This is a genomic window from Roseburia sp. OF03-24 (genome assembly GCF_003463035.1).
In the GTDB taxonomy this organism is placed as follows: domain Bacteria; phylum Bacillota; class Clostridia; order Lachnospirales; family Lachnospiraceae; genus Roseburia; species Roseburia rectibacter.
This window is the reverse complement of the sequence record NZ_QSCK01000020.1, coordinates 44,071-63,569: the sequence shown is the minus strand read 5'-3', so window position 1 is coordinate 63,569 and position 19,499 is coordinate 44,071. Positions and strand designations below refer to the sequence as shown.

At 40.5% G+C, this 19,499-nt stretch carries 16 protein-coding genes; all 16 read left to right on the top strand.

What is annotated here, in order from left to right; translation table 11 throughout:
- Positions 1 to 4 precede the first annotated feature (4 nt).
- The 16 genes from DXA60_RS11475 to DXA60_RS11400 all read left to right on the top strand — a co-directional run bounded on the left by DXA60_RS11475 (position 5) and on the right by DXA60_RS11400 (position 19,444).
- Positions 5 to 643 carry a hypothetical protein gene (locus DXA60_RS11475; RefSeq protein WP_055194419.1) on the top strand — a complete coding sequence of 213 codons (639 nt, stop codon included), beginning with the start codon at positions 5 to 7 and terminating at the stop codon, positions 641 to 643.
- A gap of 486 nt (positions 644 to 1,129) precedes the next feature.
- Positions 1,130 to 1,369: a plasmid mobilization protein gene (locus tag DXA60_RS11470; protein ID WP_242863541.1), complete on the top strand. Its 240-nt coding sequence runs from the start codon at positions 1,130 to 1,132 to the stop codon at positions 1,367 to 1,369.
- Between the two features lie 183 nt (positions 1,370 to 1,552).
- Positions 1,553 to 1,918 (top strand): helix-turn-helix domain-containing protein, encoded by a 366-nt coding sequence (locus tag DXA60_RS11465; RefSeq protein WP_117921330.1) that lies wholly within the window; start codon positions 1,553 to 1,555, stop codon positions 1,916 to 1,918.
- A gap of 170 nt (positions 1,919 to 2,088) precedes the next feature.
- Complete coding sequence (locus DXA60_RS11460) at positions 2,089 to 3,030, top strand: ORF6N domain-containing protein (RefSeq protein ID WP_117921328.1); 942 nt, start codon at positions 2,089 to 2,091, stop codon at positions 3,028 to 3,030.
- Between the two features lie 232 nt (positions 3,031 to 3,262).
- On the top strand, positions 3,263 to 4,789 hold the full coding sequence (locus tag DXA60_RS11455) for a response regulator transcription factor (protein ID WP_117921326.1): 1,527 nt from the start codon (positions 3,263 to 3,265) through the stop codon (positions 4,787 to 4,789).
- Positions 4,782 to 6,560, top strand: a complete 1,779-nt coding sequence (locus tag DXA60_RS11450) for a sensor histidine kinase (RefSeq protein WP_117921324.1) — start codon at positions 4,782 to 4,784, stop codon at positions 6,558 to 6,560. Before DXA60_RS11455 ends, DXA60_RS11450 begins: the two co-directional genes overlap by 8 nt.
- Positions 6,557 to 7,843 carry an ABC transporter substrate-binding protein gene (locus tag DXA60_RS11445; protein ID WP_117921322.1) on the top strand — a complete coding sequence of 429 codons (1,287 nt, stop codon included), beginning with the start codon at positions 6,557 to 6,559 and terminating at the stop codon, positions 7,841 to 7,843. Before DXA60_RS11450 ends, DXA60_RS11445 begins: the two co-directional genes overlap by 4 nt.
- Before the next feature lie 266 nt (positions 7,844 to 8,109).
- Positions 8,110 to 9,492 (top strand): ABC transporter substrate-binding protein, encoded by a 1,383-nt coding sequence (locus tag DXA60_RS11440; RefSeq protein WP_055194409.1) that lies wholly within the window; start codon positions 8,110 to 8,112, stop codon positions 9,490 to 9,492.
- Between the two features lie 236 nt (positions 9,493 to 9,728).
- On the top strand, positions 9,729 to 10,616 hold the full coding sequence (locus tag DXA60_RS11435; RefSeq protein WP_117921320.1) for a carbohydrate ABC transporter permease: 888 nt from the start codon (positions 9,729 to 9,731) through the stop codon (positions 10,614 to 10,616).
- On the top strand, positions 10,613 to 11,425 hold the full coding sequence (locus DXA60_RS11430) for a carbohydrate ABC transporter permease (RefSeq protein ID WP_117921319.1): 813 nt from the start codon (positions 10,613 to 10,615) through the stop codon (positions 11,423 to 11,425). Before DXA60_RS11435 ends, DXA60_RS11430 begins: the two co-directional genes overlap by 4 nt.
- A 231-nt stretch (positions 11,426 to 11,656) precedes the next feature.
- Positions 11,657 to 12,118 carry a GNAT family N-acetyltransferase gene (locus tag DXA60_RS11425; RefSeq protein WP_117921318.1) on the top strand — a complete coding sequence of 154 codons (462 nt, stop codon included), beginning with the start codon at positions 11,657 to 11,659 and terminating at the stop codon, positions 12,116 to 12,118.
- Positions 12,119 to 12,469: 351 nt separating this feature from the next.
- Positions 12,470 to 13,528, top strand: a complete 1,059-nt coding sequence (locus DXA60_RS11420) for an FUSC family protein (RefSeq protein WP_117921317.1) — start codon at positions 12,470 to 12,472, stop codon at positions 13,526 to 13,528.
- A gap of 118 nt (positions 13,529 to 13,646) precedes the next feature.
- On the top strand, positions 13,647 to 14,936 hold the full coding sequence (locus DXA60_RS11415; protein ID WP_117921316.1) for an alanine/glycine:cation symporter family protein: 1,290 nt from the start codon (positions 13,647 to 13,649) through the stop codon (positions 14,934 to 14,936).
- Positions 14,937 to 15,038: 102 nt separating this feature from the next.
- A complete protein-coding gene (locus DXA60_RS11410; RefSeq protein ID WP_117921359.1) occupies positions 15,039 to 15,911 on the top strand; it encodes a DUF368 domain-containing protein in 873 nt (290 codons plus the stop codon).
- 15 nt (positions 15,912 to 15,926) lie between these two features.
- The gene (locus DXA60_RS11405; protein WP_117921315.1) at positions 15,927 to 17,693 is read left to right on the top strand and encodes an ABC transporter ATP-binding protein; all 1,767 of its coding nucleotides are present in this window, start codon (positions 15,927 to 15,929) and stop codon (positions 17,691 to 17,693) included.
- Entirely contained in the window at positions 17,690 to 19,444 is a 1,755-nt protein-coding gene (locus DXA60_RS11400; protein ID WP_117921314.1) for an ABC transporter ATP-binding protein, read from the top strand. The genes DXA60_RS11405 and DXA60_RS11400 overlap by 4 nt, the downstream gene beginning before the upstream one ends.
- The last annotated feature ends 55 nt before the right edge of the window (positions 19,445 to 19,499 follow it).

Sequence of the window (19,499 nt, the reverse complement as noted above, 5' to 3'; positions counted from 1 at the left end):
TGTTATGAAGTTTGAAAATGTATACTTTATTAATGGGACAGCATATGCCGGAAAATCCACAATGGTAAAACTTTTGGCAGAAAAATATGACGGAATTGTATGCGAAGAAAATTATCAGGATAGGCTTTTAGAAAATTTGGATGCCAAGGAGTTTCCTAATCTTACTTACACAAGAGATTTACAGGATTGGAGAGAATTTGTAAAAAGAACTCCAGATGAATATGAGGCATGGGTAAATGGTGTTACGAAAGAATGTACGGTCTTAGAACTTGAAATTTTAAAGAACTTGGTTTCAAGAACAAAGAAAAGAATATTTGTGGATACTAATATTCCGGTTGAAATTCTACATAAGATTTCAGATGAGAATCATGTTTTGATTATGTTAGCAGATCCGAATATTTCTGTTCAGAGATTTTTTGAAAGACCCGATAAGGAAAAACAGTTTTTATATCAGTTGTTATTGAAAGAAGATAATCCAGAGGATGCTATGATAAATTTCAGAGAATGTCTGAAAAGAGTTAATTCACAGGAAAGATATATGATGTTTCAAAAATCTGGATTTAATGTAATAACAAGAGACGAAAACCGTAGTATTGATGAGACATTTGCTTTGGTAGAAAGTATGTTTGGATTAAATAGATAAAGTCGATACAATGTCTGAGAATGTTAATGCGGAGCAAGGTGTTAGTGCGCATTGACAGACTTTTAGTAAAGCTGGATTGCCGAAGAAGAAAGCGAAAAATTGCAAGTAAGACTTGACAAAAACGAACAAATATTCTATATTTAACAGCGGAGATTTTATACCCAAAAGCAGAAAATACGAATGTACAAATGGAGCTCAAACCCTTGTGGTTTGGGCTTTTTCTAATTTTGATAGAAACCTGAGAACAATAATTTTCAAAAAGTCAATTATCAATTTGTACTGCTTTTTGAAGGAAAAAGTTCACAAACGCATTTAGACAATATTTACAAATTTTTTGAAAAAGGAATAGTTTCGCAAGAGTAACAGAGTGGCAATCGAGTAATATCGGTTGCTTTTTTGCTATCCAATTTTAGAAATTGCCGATTGCCCCAGGAAGAATGATTTCTAAAAATTACAAATTTGAAAAAGAAATGGAGGAAAAGAAAAGTGAAAGAGTATTCAAAAGGAATTTATGTAAAATTCAAACCGGAAGAGGTGGAGATACTGCATAATCGAATGAAGGAAGCTGGAGTTCAAAATATGAGTGCATATATCAGAAAGATGGCATTGAACGGATATGTGATTATTCCTGAGTGGCCGGATTTGAATCAGGTAATATCCTTGCATTCAAGGATTAGCAATAATCTCAATCAGTATGCAAGGAAAGCAAATGAAACCGGATACTGATAATTATCTTTGCATGAAGAGAATAAAACAGTTGTACATGGAATTATATAAAACAGAAAATATTGAGAAATTCAGAAGTATTATCATTCCTATTGAAAGAAATGCTGCGGCATGATAGAATGTCCGTATAAACGGAAAATTAAATCTATAAATACGGATTTATAACATAACGGAGGAACACACATGATTATCAGTGAAAGAATTTTTTACATAATGGAGCAGAAGAACATGACCCAGCTGGAATTGTCAAGAAGAACGGGGATTGCAACTAGCAATATCAGTGACTGGAAAAAGAAAAAGACAAATCCAAAAGCAGACTGTCTGTTATCCATATGTGACGCATTGGACATTACACCGGAACAGCTTTTAACGGGTAAAGGAATTGATACGGAGTATAAAGATACAGATATGGATTATGAAATTACCAGGTCGGACATTAGGATATTGAAGCAGATTCACAGTCTTGGAGATGATCAGTATAAAAGACTGATGGCGTATATGAAGGCATTGCAGAAACTGGAGCAGATGGAAAGCATGGTGGAGGAATAGCCTGTGAAGTCGCAATTGACCGAGCTCTTTGAGCGAAGGATGCTTCTTGTCCGAAGGGCAAGAAGATGGAATATACAAGGAATGCTAATAACAAGGGATGTGTGATTTCATAGCAACAGAATAGGAATCAGCAATTTATAGAAATTGTAACCGAATTGTGGGGAGGAAGAATGGAAGGAACAAAAGAATTGATTACTACGGGTGATGTTCGTAGTAAGGTGTATATAATTCGTGGTCAACAGGTAATGTTAGACAAAGATTTAGCAGAACTTTATGGGTATGAAGTAAAACGATTAAATGAGCAGGTAAAGCGAAATATTAGCAGATTTCCAGAGGATTTTATGTTTCAGCTGAATAAAGAAGAAATACCAGAGAAATTTTCAAAGTCGCAAATTGCGACTTTGAACGAAAAGAGCAATAGGCAGGGTTCCAATATTAAAAAAATGCCGTTTGCGTTTACAGAACAGGGAATTTATATGCTTGCTACGGTACTTCGCGGAGAAATATCGGTGCAGACAGCGGGACTGATAGATAAACAGAAACAAACAGACCAAAAGGTTGATTTGATTCAAAAGAATGTTGAACAGTTGAGTGAAAATTTTATTTCAGAAAAAGATGTTAAAAATTTTGTTATTTATAAAGGCCAGAAGTTAGAAGCTGACATTGCTTACATAGAAATCTATCAACAGGCAAAGAAATCAATCTATGTTGTGGATGATTATATGAATGCGAAATCATTACAACATCTTTCACAGAAAGCCCATGGCGTGGAGGTTGTTTTATTCACAGAGAACGGAAAAGGTGGGAGAGGATTTCTCACAAACTCTTTAGTGACGGATTTTCAAAATGAATATCCACCGCTCAGGATTAAGCCTAATCCTGATTGTCACGACAGGTTAATTGTACTTGATTATGGTGAGAAAACAGAACTGGTTTACCATTGTGGAGCATCCAGTAAGGACGCAGGGAAGAAACTTTGTGCCATAAAATCAAAGTTCAGGGGAATTGTGAGACGGTGTGTTTATTATCAAAATAGAATAAATTTGCACTATTTTAAGAATTTATATTATTTTGCTTTCTTTCTTTTCATTCCTTTTTCCCATGTGATTTAGATGGTATAATGTGCGTAAGCAATGAGCAGTGCCACATGAGAGTAAAATAAAAAATGGCTGCTTGCAGACACTTTTTTGTTTTATTCTCATGTGATAGGGTGGTGCTAGGTGCCGGTGGCACCTGTTTAGCACGGACCGAAGTGGAATGTAGATGCCCGTCAGTCCGGAAAATCTCTGATTTTCCGGACCTGCATTGCGGAGTTTAATTAACACCACATGGGGAGAAGGATATATGATTCGGGTTTTGATCGTTGATGATGAATATATTATGCGGCAGGGATTAAAATATATGATCCACTGGGAGCAGGAAGGCTATGAAATTGTTGGGGAAGCGACCAATGGAAATGAAGCACTGCGGCTTACAGAAGAGTTAAAGCCGCATATTATCATCAGCGATATTGTGATGTCTGTGATGGATGGAGTTGCATTTACGGAGATGGTGCATAAGATTTATCCGGATATTGCCATCATTATTTTAAGCGGATATGATAAGTTTGAATATGTGAAAAAAACGCTGACAAATGGTGCCATAGATTATATTTTAAAACCGACATTGAATGAGGAAGAACTGTTAAACGTATTAGAGAAAGCAGCGCAGAAAATTCCGGGTTATAAAAGGAAAGAAAAGAGTGAAGGAATCAATTATGCTGCGGAGATGGAGCGTTATCTGATCGGGATGTCACAGGAATTAGATGAGGTGGCTTTCAGCCAGATTTTTCCATATTCCCATTTTCATATTTTCGGGATGCGGATCAAAAATGAGAATGAGATTCCACCGAATGTATCTGAACTCCTGTATCAGAAAATAAAAAAGGATGTCGCTGATTTTGAAGCTGCCAATGGAATGGTCATGATCCTGCAGGAAGAACTGGTCATTGTAGTAATGTGTGCGAAACCGGCAAATGATGCGCAGATGATCCGTTTTTTTGAACAGATGACAGCGGAGTTAGCGGTACTTTCTGAATATATTCTTGGAGTGTGCAGCAGGGCGTTTGATGGAATGAGACTAATCAGGCAGTATTATCAGCAGGATATTTTAGCATATGCAGATAAGGTATTTTATTATAAAGACCTTAAATTTATTCTGGCAGATGAAATGACGGAAAAAGAAAAGATACCTGCTGTAAAATTTGATTTTTTTAAGTATAATAAATTTTTATCCATGAAGGAGTATGGGGAAGCACTGCGTCTGCTTGAGGAATATAATACAAAGGCATTGCAGAGTGAAATTGATATTGCATCGCTGAAAAACCAGATTAAAAACATGGTCTATTATTTATTAGATCAGCTTGATCTGACAGAAGAACAGAAAGATGCAGAGCGGTATGAGTATTTCAGGGAGATTTCGATGGCGCATTACGAGCAGGATTATAAAGAAGTGATGCGTCAGATATTGGAAAAAATCACTGCACAGATCGGAGTTACACAGAAAACTGTAGATGACAGGATTCTAAGGATGTTAGCTTTTATTGAAAAAAATTATGAGCAGGATTTAAGACTTGAGGATATGGCAGAAGAGTTTAATTTTAATTATCATTATCTTTCGGCGTATTTTCATCAGCATATGAAGGAAGGGTTCAGTGATTATCTAAATGAGATCCGGACGGCTAAAGCATGTGAGCTACTGGAGAATACAGATCTGTCAATTGCCCAGATCAGCGAAAAGGTAGGATATTCGGAGCACAGCTATTTTTGCAGGGTATTTAAAAAAGTTACGGGAAAGACACCGTCAGTCTATCGAAGGAAGAATCATGGATAAGATAAAAAGCCGTTTTAATAGTTTTTCAGGAAAGATCACACTGATCGTAATGCTTGGGATCAGCCTGATCGCCGTTACCGTCAGTTTTGTAGTGCTTGTTATGTCGAGGCAGGTTTTTACAAAAAATTACGGGGATTCCCAGGAAAAGGTTTTTGAACAGATCGAAAAAGAATTTAATGATTTTCATGATCATATCCAGAATGTTTTTGATGCGATAGATTCAAGCTGGGCATTCCGGCTTTATTTTAATGAAACGTCGGAACTCGATAATACGCAGACATTTCAGAATGTTTATCAGATGGAGCAGGATTTAGAGAAGAGTAAATCTGCAGATATGGAGCGGCTGAACATTCTTGTTGTTGGATATAATGGTAAACATTATCTGTCGCGAACGGAAAATATCTGCGTTACAGATCAGGAAATCTTACAATCAGAACCGGCCAAAAAAGCATTAAGTGATCCGGATGTCATCCATTATACTTACACTGGTCAGGCTTATACGACCACATCGAGAAATGCTGATACACTGATCATTTCAAAAGCCCTGTATTATCATGAAAGCAGGGAAGTTTATGCGATTGCTTTTGTGACGCTTACGATGGAGGAGTTAAAGCAGTATTACAATTATTTTGTATCAGATACAACGTCCTTTTATCTTGTGGATGACCATGAAATCGTTCTATGCAGCGACAGACCGGGCATCACAGGGACGCATTTACAGGAAGAATGGTTTGAAAAAATTAAAAATGCGGATGAACTGCGTATGGAATTAAAGCAGGACAGTACCGTGTATACTTTGATGAAACGGATACTGCCATATCAGAAGTGTGCGATTTATGCGCTGATCGATAATGATGTGGCGTTGCAGGATCTTTATAATATGCCGTTTCTGATCGCAAGCTGCAGTGCAATAGGAATCTTTATTCTGATGGCATGTCTGTTTTATACGCATAAGACCATGCGGCCGTTAGCAAAGCTGATCGGAAAAATGTCTGCGATCCGGGAAGGGAATTTTTCAGAATATATGACAGTGGAGGGAACTACGGAAGTGCAGGAGTTAGCTTCCACCTATAATTATATGTTAGATGATCTGAAACACTATGTGGATGAACTGGTGCAGACGCAGAAAAAGCAGAGACAGGCGGAGATCAGTGCATTGCAGATGCAGATCAATCCGCATTATATTTATAATACGCTTGCAAGCATCAAATGGCTGGTATATCAGAATGATACAGCAAAAACGGTACGGACGATCGATGCGTTTATCAGTCTTTTGCGTAATACGATCAGTAACTCGGATGAATTTATTCCGGTGAGACAGGAAATGATCAATATCCAGAATTATATCCTGATCAACCAGACGAGATATGGGGACAGTATACAGGTAGAATATTATGTTTCGAGAGTATGTGAGGAATATCTTCTGCCGAAAATGATCTTACAGCCTTTCATTGAAAATACATTTTTCCACGCGTATCCGGAAGGCAGATGCGGAACGATTCAGATCGTGGTAAAACAGAAAGAGGAAAAATTAGAGATCCAGATCATTGATGATGGTGTCGGAATGACGAAGGAAAAAGTTTTAAAAATTATGAATGAACCAACCGGAAAAGAGCATTATTCCGGAATCGGAGTCCACAATGTGCAGGAGCGGTTAAAACTTCTATATGGAGACGACTATGGGATCAATATTTTCAGTGAGGAGCAAAAGGGAACGACGGTGGTGATCGTTTTACCGGTGAGTTATAAGACGGGGACGGATGAAAAATGAAAAGAGCAGGATTTGGCATTATAATGGGCTTGATTTTAGCTATGTTATGTGGCTGCGGACAACGGCAGAGCGTGAGCGCAGAAAAGGAAACAGACAGGATCGTAATCTGGACATGGGATGATACTTTTAATGTAAAAGCTGCAAAACTTGCGGCGAAAGAATATAAAAAAACACATAAAGATATTCAGATCATAGTAGAGACAAAAGAGAGAGAAGAAATCTTAGCAGATACCAAAAACCTGATCGCATCCAAGATGTATCAGGAACTCCCCGATGTGATCATGATCGAAGATTATGATATTCAGGATGTGCTTTCACAATACGAGGATGAGTTCGTAGATCTTACAGACAAAGTTGATTATGCCAGATATACAGATTATAAAAGTAAGCTCTGTTCCAAGGGAGACAGATTTTATGGAATCCCATTTGACAGCGGAACAGCAGCACTTTTTTACAGGCTCGATATTTTAGAGCAGGCGGGTTATACCGAAGCGGATATGCAGGATCTTACCTGGGAACGATACATAGAGATCGGAGAGGATGTCTATCAGAAGCTTGGAATCCCGATGCTGACATTAGATCCGACAGATTCGCCACTGCTTCGTATCATCATGCAGAGTGGCGGTCACTGGTATGTGGATGAAAACAATCATGCAGATATTGAGGATAATGAGTATTTAAAAGAAGGACTTCACACATATCAGCAATTACTAAAAAGAAATGTCGGTGTGAGCGTCAATGGCTGGAATGAATTTATTTCCGCTTTTCAGAATGGAAGCGTTGCAAGTGTGATCAGTGGAGGCTGGATCGTTTCAAGCATAAAAAGTGTGGAGGAACAAAGCGGTCTCTGGAGAGTTGTGCCAATCCCGGTGTATGATGGAGAGATAAAGACGGTGGCGGCATCAAATGTCGGTGGAAGTGCATGGTATGTGTTGAAAAATGCAAAAAATCCGGATGCAGCAGTGGATTTCTTAGTAGAGATGTTTGAAAAAGACTCTGACTTTATGAATGAGCTGATCGGAGAAATTGGTCTGCTTCCAGCGGTAAAAGACATGTCAGGGTACGAAAATTATCTTGCAAAAGATGAGTTTTTCGGAGGTCAGCAGGTTACAAAGATTTTGACAGATCTGTCTGGGAATATTATAACTGTGAATTATGGAAGTAAAACATATGAGATAGAGGCGATCGTGGAAGATGAGTTTAATAATTCCCTGACGCAGGATGATCTGTCAGATTGTCTTTCGAATATACAGGTAAAAGCAGCAGCGGTGGTTCGTGAATGAACCGCCGTTTTTTGTTATGTAATTGGAAAATTTGTTGAAATTCCCAATTACATAACAAAACCTCCGGGCAGGATGTTTCAAAAAACAAATTAATGCAAATTTCTAAAAATAGTCCTACTGAATCAAATTACATCCCAAAATATGAAAAATTAAGGTAAAGATAGTCCTAAAGAAAATGGCTCTTATGATGGTATGATTTACCTGTAACAAAGATAAGCAGCCAGAAAGAAAAGCTTATCAAAATGTTTAATATGGAGGGTTACAGGATGAAAAAGAAAGTAATGACTATGGTATTAGCAGCGTCTATGCTGCTTGGAATGGCAGGATGCGGAAGTTCATCTGCAAATGACAGTGCAGCAGCAAATGGAAACACAGCAGGAGGGGATCAGGCTGTGGCAGGAACAGAGAAAAATGATGCGTCAGGTAATGCAGAAGGTGGTTCACAAGAGGGAACACTTACTGTCTGGTGCTGGGATTCATTTAACGTAGATGCAATGAAGGAAGCCGGAAAACTGTATCAGAAAGATCATCCGGATGTAAATATTAATGTGGTCGAGACAGTATCTTCCGATATCCAGACACTGGTTCAAACCTATGCAATGAGCGGTGAGCTGGATGCGCTTCCTGATATTTTCTTAATGGATGATCAGGTGTTTGCAAAATATCTTCAGAATTACCCGGATGTGTTTGCAGATCTGACAGACTCCGGAATTGCGTTTGCTGACTTTGCAGAAGCAAAAGTTGCCAATTCCGTAAAGGATGGAAAAAATTATGGTGTTCCATATGACAGCAATACGGTCATTGCCTGCTACAGAACAGATTACTTAGATCAGGCAGGATATACGATCGATGATCTGACAGATATTACATGGGACAGATTCATTGAGATCGGAAAAGATGTGCTCGATAAGACAGGAATGCCAATGCTTACCAATGTGCAGGGCGAGCCTGATTTATTAAATATGATCTTACAGTCTGCAGGAATTTCTGTATTTGATGAAGAAGGAAAGATTTCTCTTGTCAATAATGATGGATTAAAAGAAGCCATGAATGTATATATGGATCTGATCAATGCAGGTATTTTGCAGGAACAGACAGACTGGTCCGGTTATCAGGGTTCTATCAACAATGGTACTGTAGTTGGAACAATCAATGGTTCCTGGATCTGTGCAACGATCACGTCCACAGATCAGGCAGAACAGGAAGGAAACTGGGCTGTTACAAATATGCCAAAATTAAATGATTATCCGGGTGCAACAAATTACTCTGCACAGGGTGGTTCTACATGGGCAATTTCTTCCTCCAGCAAAAATTATGATCTGGCAGTAGATTTCTTTAAAACAACATGGGCAGGAAGCACCGAATTTTACGATAACATTCTTTCACAGTTAGGTGCGATCGCAACCTATCTTCCGGCAGCAGACAGTGATGCTTACAATCAGGTTTCTGATTACTTTGGCGGAGAGGCAATTTACTCTAAGATCGTATCTTACGGAAGCAATATTCCTACAATCAACAAAGGTATTTACTGGTCTGAGGAAAAAGAAGCTCTTGGAACAGCTTTGACAAACGTATTGAATGGTTCAAGTGATCTTGACAGTGCGATCGAAGAGGCACAGGCAACGATCGAGTTTAACATTGGTCAGTAAAAAAGTATAGATCAATCCTCCCTGTATTTATACTTTTTGAAAAATAATAAACTGCGCGCCTGGCGGGCAAAAGGGAAAGCTGCCAAAAAAGGATATCTTATGTGGCAGCTTTCTCTGTCAAAACAAATAGTTCAGGAATGGGGATCAGTGTGAAAAATATATTTTTCACACGCAAGATTTGTGCTGACGCACAAACTTGAGATGCGCTGAAGAGCAGCGCAGAAATGGGGAATAATATGAAAGCGAAAAAAAGAGTCAGTTTATATAAAAAACAAAGTGTTACAGGATGGGCTTTCCTGCTGCCGGCGACATTGCTGATATTTGCAATGAATTTTTATCCAATGATCCAGGCGTTTATTCTGTCATTTAAAACAGGAATTGGCAATAATCAGATATGGGGCGGTCTTAGCAATTATGCGCGATTGTTAAAAGACGGCGTGTTCCGTACTGCAATTACAAACAATTTCTTTTATCTGATTATTCAGGTGCCGGTAATGCTGATCCTTGCAATTTTTCTGGCATGTCTTTTAAATAAAAAGGATCTGCGGGGAAAAGGAATTTACCGGACAATGATTTTCTTACCATGCTGTACAGCACTGGTATCTTATTCGATCATTTTTAAAACATTATTTGCCTATGATGGTTATATCAACACGGTTTTACTGAAATTAGGGCTGATCGGCGAGCGCATCAACTGGCTTGGCGATGTCCATACAGCAAAAGTAATCATTATTCTTGCACTGATCTGGCGCTGGACGGGATACAATATGGTATTTTATTTAGCCGGTCTGCAGAATATCGATGATTCATTATATGAAGCGGCGAAAATTGACGGAGCAAGTCCATTTGCAATTTTCAGAAAGATTACGATTCCGCTTCTTCGACCAACGATTTTACTTACAACAATTATGTCGATCAATGGTACATTACAGTTATTTGATGAGTCTGTCAATTTAACAGGCGGCGGTCCTGCAAACTCAACACTGACAATGTCCCATTACATATATAAAGCAAGTTTTGAATATAATCCACAATTCGGATACGCAGCGGCAATGTCGTATGTGATCTTTATTATGGTAGCAATATTATCCTTTGTTCAGATGAAAGTAGGTGACAAGCGATGAAAGGAAAATTTAAAAATGCAGGCACACATATCATATTGATCATAGCTTCGTTTATATCCGTATTTCCACTTTACTGGATGATCGCGGCTGCAACAAACAACAGTACAGACGTTCTTGGTGGAAAACTGAGTCTTGGAACAAATTTTATCCAGAACCTGATGAAACTGACTGAAATGCAGAATGTATCAAGAGCGTTTTGTAATTCACTGTTTTATTCAACGATCCTTAGTGTATTATCTTTATTTATCTGCTCGATCGCAGGATATGGATTTGAGATTTATCACGATAAAGCAAAAGATACACTGATGAATATTTTACTTCTTGCGATGATGGTTCCGTTTGCAGCAACTTTAATCCCGTTATTTAAGCTGTTTTCCGGTATGGGCTTATCAAGTACCTGGATCGCATATGTCCTGCCGACGATTTCCACACCGTTTTTGATCATGTTGTTCCGGCAGAGTGCGAGATCATTTCCGATGGAAATCATTGAGGCGGCAAGAATTGATGGCTTAAGTGAATTTAAAATCTTCCTTACCATTTTTATGCCGACTATGAAATCCACCTATGCTGCAGCACTTACCGTAACTTTCATGAATGCATGGAACAATTACCTTTGGCCGAAAGTTATCATGATGTCAGATACATCACAGACGATGCCGATGTTAGTGGCAAATCTTTCCGTGGGTTACAGTATTGACTACGGCGTACTGATGCTTGGTGTGCTGATCTGTTCTTTGCCGACTGGAATTTTGTTCCTTGTGCTGCAGAAGAGTTTCGCAAATGGAATCGTGGGTGCGGTGAAAGGTTGATATTATTGCATAGTGATAAAAAAGGATTCTGCTTAGGCGGGATTCTTTTTTTGATTCATAGGAAATTACGTCCTATGAATCAAAAAACTCCGGGCGGGATGCGCATCTCGTGGAAAAGAAGTTAGCTGTAAACAGCACCACGTCATTCACAAAAGATTTGAAAATAATAGGAGAAAGGTTTAGAATCGTTAATAGAAATGATAAAATCAGATAACAATGACAGGAGCAGCTATGAATTTTATATACAAAACAGCCATGCCAGAAGATATAGATATTTTAGTCACAACAAGGATTGAAGTTTTAAGAGCAGCAAATAAGTTAGATGATGATGTGGATATGACAGAAGTTGCAGTACAGTCGAGAGCCTATTATGAAAAAGCATTGAAAGACGGCAGCCATACTGCAATACTGGTATATGACAAAGAAAAGATCATTGGCGCAGGCGGTATCAGTTATTTTGAGGTTATGCCGACCTATCACAATCCGACCGGAAAGAAGGCATATATTATGAACATGTATACAAATCCGGCGTACCGGCGAATGGGAATCGCATATCACACACTGTCGTTGTTGGTGGAGAATGCAAAGAACAAAGGAATTGATGCGATTTCTTTGGAAGCAACCGAGATGGGACGCCCGATGTATGAAAAGTTCGGATTTGCCGGGATGAAAGACGAGATGGAACTGAAGTGAGGATGGCACATAATAGGGGTAAACCCCAGGATTTTGTATGCTATTTCTTTTGTCATAAATCGAGTATATCATAAAAATGAGAAAGGGGCAGATGTTTTTATGATTCATAAAATTTGCCAGTACAGCACGAATATCTATTGACAAAACGTTACCCTTGTTTTAATATCCAATTTAACATATGGAAATAGTAGGAAATAAAATGGGGCGAGGTTTTGTCTATTAAGAAAAATGAAATCTTGACGTTTCGGGTAAATTGCGCTATAGTACTCTCTACTTTGCTAAAAACACAAATTTAAGATGCAGATGAAAAAGATATTTTCATTGGAAAACAGCATAAGAAGGGAGAGTACTATGACATTTTATCAGGAACTTCAGCTTAGTTCGACCGGCTCAAAACAGCTGATCAAAAATACAGCAGACAAAAAAGAAAAAAGGCGCCATATCTTAATCTATAACTTTAAAGTTTATCTGGTCATGGCATTTTGTGTGGCAGTTGTGACATTATTCAGTAAACTGACCGGATCGGAAAACAGTGTGGTCGGAGTGACGGTTCTTTTAGCTGTACTGGTGCTTAGACAGGCAGATTTTGGGATTAAGACCACGCACGGACTTCTTTCAATCGCGGGAATTTTTGGAATACTGATCGTGGGACCGCGTTTTAGCAATATGCTCTCACCGTTTCTGGCATTTCTGGTAAACGTATGCTGTATTATGCTTTTGATGATCTTAGGATGCCACAATGTGATCATGTATAATCATTCCACGTTTGTGCTTGGATATCTGCTGTTACTTGGATATGATGTGAGTGGACATGCGTATCTGCTGCGTGTGGAGGGACTGTTTGTTGGAATGTTACTCTGTATGGCAATTTTTTATAAGAATCAGAAAAACAGACCTTACCGGAGAACGTTTTTAGATCTGTTCCGGGAATTTGAGCTTTCATCTGCCAGAAACCGATGGTATGTGAAACTGACACTGATCGTTTCTTCTGCGATGCTTTTGATGTCTGTCCTTGGACTTCCAAGAGCTATGTGGGCCGGGATCGCCTGTATGTCCGTCTGTCTGCCGTTTACCGGTGACTGCAACGAAAGAGCAGAGAAAAGAGGGATGTTTAATATCGTTGGAAGTCTTTTGTTTGTAGTATTATATTTAGCACTTCCGGAATCCATGTATCCGTATATCGGAATGATCGGTGGTATCGGAGTCGGGTATTCTGCCGGTTATGCGTGGCAGACAGCCTTTAATACGTTTGGTGCATTATCAATCGCGGCGGGACTGTTTGGAATGAAAAATGCCGTGCTGCTTCGTATCGGTGCAAATATATTTGGAAGTGTATATACTGTGATCTGCAGTAAGGGATTAGACCGGCTTGCACAGGTGTTTGAACAGAGAAAAAAGATCACTGCATAATAAATCGGATCATAAAGGATGATCTGAAAGTAGAATAGGCAGAGAATAAAATCAAAGAATGAATTTTGTAAAATCCCCGTATACTTAGAACAAGGGTATCTGTATACGGGGATTTCTTATGCAAAAAATCAGCCAGTTTGCGGTCGCGGGGCAGATCCTGCTCCTTCTTGGAACACATCTGTATTTTACATTTCGTCTGAAATTCATTCAGCGCAAAATCCCGCAGGGGATCAGACTCAGCTTTTCGGATACAGATCATGCGTCTTACACGGCGCTTGCGACAGCACTTGCTGCTACAATCGGAACAGGGAATATCATCGGTATCTCCACAGCGATAGCGATCGGTGGTGCAGGTGCAGTGTTCTGGTGCTGGATCACCGGTGTGCTTGGAATCGCGACCTGTTATGGTGAGTGTTTTTTATCTATGAAGTACCGTAAAAAAGAAAAGGATGGGAGATTGACCGGCGGTCCGATGTATGTGCTGGAAATTGGGATGAAAAAGAAAGGACTGGCGGTTTTATTTTCTGTATTTACAATATTGGCGTCACTTGGGATCGGCAGCAGTGTACAGGCACATTCCATTAGTGCGGCAGTTACGGAACAGATAGGAATATCGCCGCATATCATCGGGATGGCAGCAGGTGTGCTTGCCGGAAAAGTGATCATCGGGGGAAGCAGGCAGATCGGAAAAGTGTGTACCTGGCTGGTGCCGGTTATGAGTGCATTTTATTTAGGAGGCTGTATTTTTATCCTGATCAAAAATCATACTGTGGTTCCGGAGGCGGTAAAAATGATCGTAACATCTGCATTTGTGCCAGAGGCAGCAGCAGGAGGAGTGGTCGGAACCACGGTGATGGCAGGTTTAAGGACGGGGATTTCCAGGGGACTGTTTACAAACGAGGCAGGGCTTGGTTCTATCCCAATGGCAGCTGCGACAGCACAGAATGTCTCACCGCAGGATCAGGCACTCGTTTCCATGACGGGACCATTCTGGGATACGGTTGTGATGTGTGCGCTCACTGGGATTGCCTCCGTTTCAAGTATGATCGCCCATCCGGGCAATTATGTGGGAGTGTCTGGCGAGCGGATGTGTTTTGCTGTATTCCGGGAATTGCCGGTGTGGGGAGATGAGATGCTGTCGTTATCGCTGGTCTTATTTGCATTTGCCACGATCATCGGCTGGAATGTCTATGGAGAATGTGCCGTGCGGTATCTGTTTGGGGAGAACAGTGTCCGGATCTATCAGGTCATTTATATGTTTTGTGTGTATCTTGGGGCTGTGATCACGCTTGATGTTGTATGGGGGATTTCGGATATTTTTAATTTTCTGATGGCGGTGCCCAATCTGCTCTGTCTGTGGGGATTGCGCCGGAAAATTGAAATAAATGACAGAAAAATAAAACATTAATGTTTACCGTACTAGACAAAACAGAAGCGAAACGTCTATAATAGGCAGTATGGTGTGCAGATGGCACATGTAAATACTAATAAGGAAGAAAGAGGTAACCGTATGTACATAATACAGTTTATCAGGGGTTTTTGTATGGCTCTTGCAGACAGTGTTCCTGGAGTGTCCGGTGGAACTGTGGCATTTCTGCTTGGATTTTATGATCAGTTTATTGATTCCATTGATGATCTGATCACAGGAAATATGGAGAAAAAGAAAACAGCATTTTTCTTTTTATTGAAACTTGGTATCGGCTGGGTAACAGGAATGATCCTTGCGATTCTGATTCTTGCAAATGTTTTTGAATCCCATATTTATGCGATCAGTTCATTATTTATCGGATTTATTATTTTTGCGATTCCGATCGTAGTCCGTGAAGAATTGGACACACTAAAAGGAAAGTATGCATATCTTCCATTTATACTGGTTGGAGCAGCGATCGTGTGTGCCATTACTTATTTTAACCCGGTTGGCGGCGGCAGCAGCATGAATTTAGAGCATCTGACAGTCACAACAGGAATTTATGTATTTATCGCAGGTGCGATTGCAATCTGTGCCATGGTGCTTCCGGGTATTTCCGGATCAACGCTGCTTCTTATCATGGGGCTTTATCTGCCGATCGTGACGGCGATCAAAGATATCCTGCATTTGAATTTAAAGAGTTTTCCAACTGTATTTGTATTTGGATGTGGAGTATTAGTTGGCATTTTCAGTGTTGTAAAGCTGATCCGTAAGGCACTTGAAAATTTCCGTGCACAGACGATCTTTCTGATCGTTGGTTTAATGCTCGGTTCTATTTATGCGGTTATCATGGGACCGACCACACTTGATACACCACAGCCTGCAATGACGATCCACAATTTTTCTATCCTGTTCTTTATCATCGGCGGGGCAGTGATCCTGGGACTTCAGCAGATGAAAAAAATTAAAAAATAAACATTTGGAGTTTGTATGAGAAAATTACTGGTTTATTTAAAAGATTATAAAAAAGAAAGTGTATTAGGACCACTTTTTAAATTGCTTGAAGCAACCTTCGAGTTGATCGTACCGCTTGTTATGGCAGCAATCATTGATACCGGTGTGGCTTCCGGGGACAAGACCTATATTATGCGGATGTGTATGGTGTTAGTATTGCTTGCAGTGATCGGACTGACATGCTCGATTACCGCGCAGTATTTTGCAGCAAAGGCGGCAGTCGGATTTGCAACAAAGCTGCGTCATGCGCTGTTTGCACATATTGAAAGTCTCTCTTTTACAGAGATGGATACCGTTGGAACGGCAACACTGATCACAAGAATGACGAGTGATGTTAATCAGGTACAAAACGGTGTGAACCTTGTACTTCGTCTGTTTCTCCGTTCTCCGTTTATCGTATTTGGAGCAATGGTCATGGCATTTACCATTGATATTAAAGCAGCACTGGTATTTGTTGTCACCATTCCACTGCTTTCCGTGATCGTATTTGGTATTATGCTCATCAGTATCCCGCTTTATAAAAAAGTGCAGTCTGCACTTGATAAAGTGCTTGGGATCACAAGAGAAAACTTGACAGGAAGCAGGGTGATCCGTGCTTTTAATAAGGAAGAGGATGAGAGAGAACATTTTAATGAGAATAATGATCTCCTGACCAGAGCACAGATCTATGTTGGAAAAATATCTGCACTGATGAATCCGCTTACCTACGTGATCATCAACGGTGCGATCGTTGTGCTTGTATGGACTGGTGCAGTCCGTGTTGACAACGGATATATCACACAGGGACAGGTTGTTGCTTTGATCAACTATATGTCACAGATCTTAGTAGAATTAGTAAAACTTGCGAACCTGATCATCAACATCAACAAATCTATCGCATGTGGAAACCGTATCCAGTCTGTTTTTGAGATGCAGTCATCCATTACAGACGGATGCAGCCGGAATATGGACAAGCCACAGACAACGGATTCTGATGAATCTGAAGATACAGAGTATGCAGTGGAATTTTCTCATGTGGGATTAACTTATGCAGGTGCCGGAGATGAGTCCTTAACAGATATTGATTTTAAGGTAAAAAAAGGTGAGACGATCGGTATCATTGGAGGAACCGGTTCCGGAAAATCATCGGTTGTCAATCTGATCCCAAGATTTTATGATGTGACAGCCGGCTCTGTCAAAGTAGACGGAAAAAATGTCAAAGATTATTCACTTGAAGAACTTCGAGGAAAGATCGGTACTGTTTTACAGAAAGCAGTATTGTTCCATGGATCGATCCGTGAAAATTTAAAATGGGGTAATCCGGATGCTTCGGAAGAAGATTTGATCAATGCGATCACAGTAGCACAGGCAAAAGAATTTATTGACAACAAAGAGGGTGGACTTGATTTTGAAGTCGAACAGGGTGGAAAAAATCTTTCCGGCGGACAGCGCCAGCGTCTGACAATCGCACGTGCGGTTGTAAAGAAACCGGAGATACTTATTTTAGATGACAGTGCATCCGCACTTGATTTCGCAACAGACGCTGCACTCAGGAAAGCAATCCGTGAGATGGAAGGCGGGACAACTGTTTTTATTGTTTCCCAGAGAGCAGCATCCATCCAGCATGCAGACCGCATTGTTGTGCTTGACGATGGAAAGATCGTTGGTCTTGGAACCAGCGAAGAACTGTTAGAAAGCTGTGAGGTATACCAGGAGATTTACAATTCACAGTTTAAAAAACAGGAAGGAGGTAAGACAGCATGAAGAAAGTAGTGACAGAGCAGCAGGAGACAACAGTAAAAAAAGTGCTTGATTACATCCGGAGATACTGGTTTTACCTTGGCTTATCGATCGTGCTTGCGGCAGTTACCGTGGCACTGACTCTTTATATCCCGATCTTAACAGGACGTGCAGTCGACCTGATCATCACGAAGGGACAGGTTGATTTTGCAGGAATCCTTGTGATCTTAGAGCGTATGGCAGTGGTGATTTTGCTCACGGCAGCCGCGCAGTGGATCATGAATGCATGCAACAATAAGATTACTTACAATGTGATCCGTGATATCCGGAAAGAAGCGTTTGAGCGGATCGAACATTTACCGCTTAAGTATATTGATTCCCATTCTTATGGAGAGGTGGTCAGCCGTGTCATCGCGGATGTTGATCAGTTTGCAGATGGTCTTCTGATGGGATTTACACAGTTTTTTACCGGAATCGTGACAATTTTCGGTACACTGATCTTTATGCTGACGATCAGTGTGAATATCACGGTTGCGGTCGTGGTCATCACACCGTTATCATTGTTTGTTGCAAGTTTTATTGCAAAAAAGACATTTTCCATGTTCAAACTGCAGTCTGAGACGCGGGGCGAACAGACCGCTTTCATCGAAGAGATGGTTGGAAACCAGAAAGTCGTGCAGGCATTTTCACATGAGGATGAGGCGTTAGAGCAGTTCGACGAGATCAACGGAAGACTGCAGAAATATTCACTGCGCGCGATCTTCTTTTCGAGTATCACGAACCCGGCAACACGTTTTATCAACAGCCTTGTCTATGCGACAGTCGGTGTCGTCGGTGCATTTCTTGCAATAAAAGGAAGCATTACAGTCGGACAGTTATCGAGTCTTTTAAGTTATGCGAACCAGTATACGAAGCCGTTTAACGAGATCTCCGGTGTCATCACTGAGCTGCAGAATGCACTTGCCTGTGCTGCCCGAGTGTTTGAACTGATCGAGGAGCCGGTTGAAGTACCGGATGCCAAAGATGCAAAAGTGTTAGAGAAGGCAGATGGAAGCGTGGAACTGTCCCATGTATATTTCTCTTATACACTGGAACAGAAGCTGATCGAGGACTTCAATCTTTCCGTACAGCCGGGACAGCGTGTAGCGATTGTAGGCCCTACGGGATGTGGCAAGACAACACTCATCAACCTTCTGATGCGTTTTTATGATGTAAACAGTGGAAAAATCTGTGTCAGCGGAATACCGGTTGATGAGATGACCAGAAAGAGTTTAAGAAGTAATTATGGTATGGTACTGCAGGAGACATGGTTACGGAGCGGAACGATCCGTGAAAATATCACGATGGGAAAACCGGATGCCACAGAGGAAGAGATCATTGCGGCAGCAAAAGCATCCCATGCGCATAGTTTTATTAAACGTCTGCCAAAAGGATACGATACGGTGATCTCGGAGGATGGCGGAAGCCTTTCACAGGGACAGAAACAGCTTTTATGTATCACAAGAGTTATGCTCTGCCTGCCGCCGATGCTGATCTTAGATGAGGCGACATCCTCGATCGATACAAGAACTGAGATCAAGATACAGGAAGCATTTGCCCGTATGATGAAAGGGCGTACCAGTTTCATCGTTGCACACCGCCTTTCCACGATCCGGGAAGCAGATATCATTCTTGTCATGCGGGATGGAAATATCATAGAACAGGGAAAACATGAGGAACTGTTAGAGAAGAATGGATTTTATGCAAAGCTGTACAACAGCCAGTTTGCAAAATAAAAGTATAGATTGGAATATGAAAAAACAGCCTGATTTTGAGATGGAATCCAAAGTC

Bases quoted from the DNA above. Each gene is read 5' to 3' on its own strand.
- DXA60_RS11475 (WP_055194419.1), top strand. From the start codon at position 5: ATGAAGTTTGAAAATGTATACTTTATTAATGGGACAGCATATGCCGGA.
- DXA60_RS11465 (WP_117921330.1), top strand. From the start codon at position 1,553: ATGATTATCAGTGAAAGAATTTTTTACATAATGGAGCAGAAGAACATG.
- DXA60_RS11460 (WP_117921328.1), top strand. From the start codon at position 2,089: ATGGAAGGAACAAAAGAATTGATTACTACGGGTGATGTTCGTAGTAAG.
- DXA60_RS11455 (WP_117921326.1), top strand. From the start codon at position 3,263: ATGATTCGGGTTTTGATCGTTGATGATGAATATATTATGCGGCAGGGA.
- DXA60_RS11450 (WP_117921324.1), top strand. From the start codon at position 4,782: ATGGATAAGATAAAAAGCCGTTTTAATAGTTTTTCAGGAAAGATCACA.
- DXA60_RS11445 (WP_117921322.1), top strand. From the start codon at position 6,557: ATGAAAAGAGCAGGATTTGGCATTATAATGGGCTTGATTTTAGCTATG.
- DXA60_RS11440 (WP_055194409.1), top strand. From the start codon at position 8,110: ATGAAAAAGAAAGTAATGACTATGGTATTAGCAGCGTCTATGCTGCTT.
- DXA60_RS11435 (WP_117921320.1), top strand. From the start codon at position 9,729: ATGAAAGCGAAAAAAAGAGTCAGTTTATATAAAAAACAAAGTGTTACA.
- DXA60_RS11430 (WP_117921319.1), top strand. From the start codon at position 10,613: ATGAAAGGAAAATTTAAAAATGCAGGCACACATATCATATTGATCATA.
- DXA60_RS11425 (WP_117921318.1), top strand. From the start codon at position 11,657: ATGAATTTTATATACAAAACAGCCATGCCAGAAGATATAGATATTTTA.
- DXA60_RS11420 (WP_117921317.1), top strand. From the start codon at position 12,470: ATGACATTTTATCAGGAACTTCAGCTTAGTTCGACCGGCTCAAAACAG.
- DXA60_RS11415 (WP_117921316.1), top strand. From the start codon at position 13,647: ATGCAAAAAATCAGCCAGTTTGCGGTCGCGGGGCAGATCCTGCTCCTT.
- DXA60_RS11410 (WP_117921359.1), top strand. From the start codon at position 15,039: ATGTACATAATACAGTTTATCAGGGGTTTTTGTATGGCTCTTGCAGAC.
- DXA60_RS11405 (WP_117921315.1), top strand. From the start codon at position 15,927: ATGAGAAAATTACTGGTTTATTTAAAAGATTATAAAAAAGAAAGTGTA.
- DXA60_RS11400 (WP_117921314.1), top strand. From the start codon at position 17,690: ATGAAGAAAGTAGTGACAGAGCAGCAGGAGACAACAGTAAAAAAAGTG.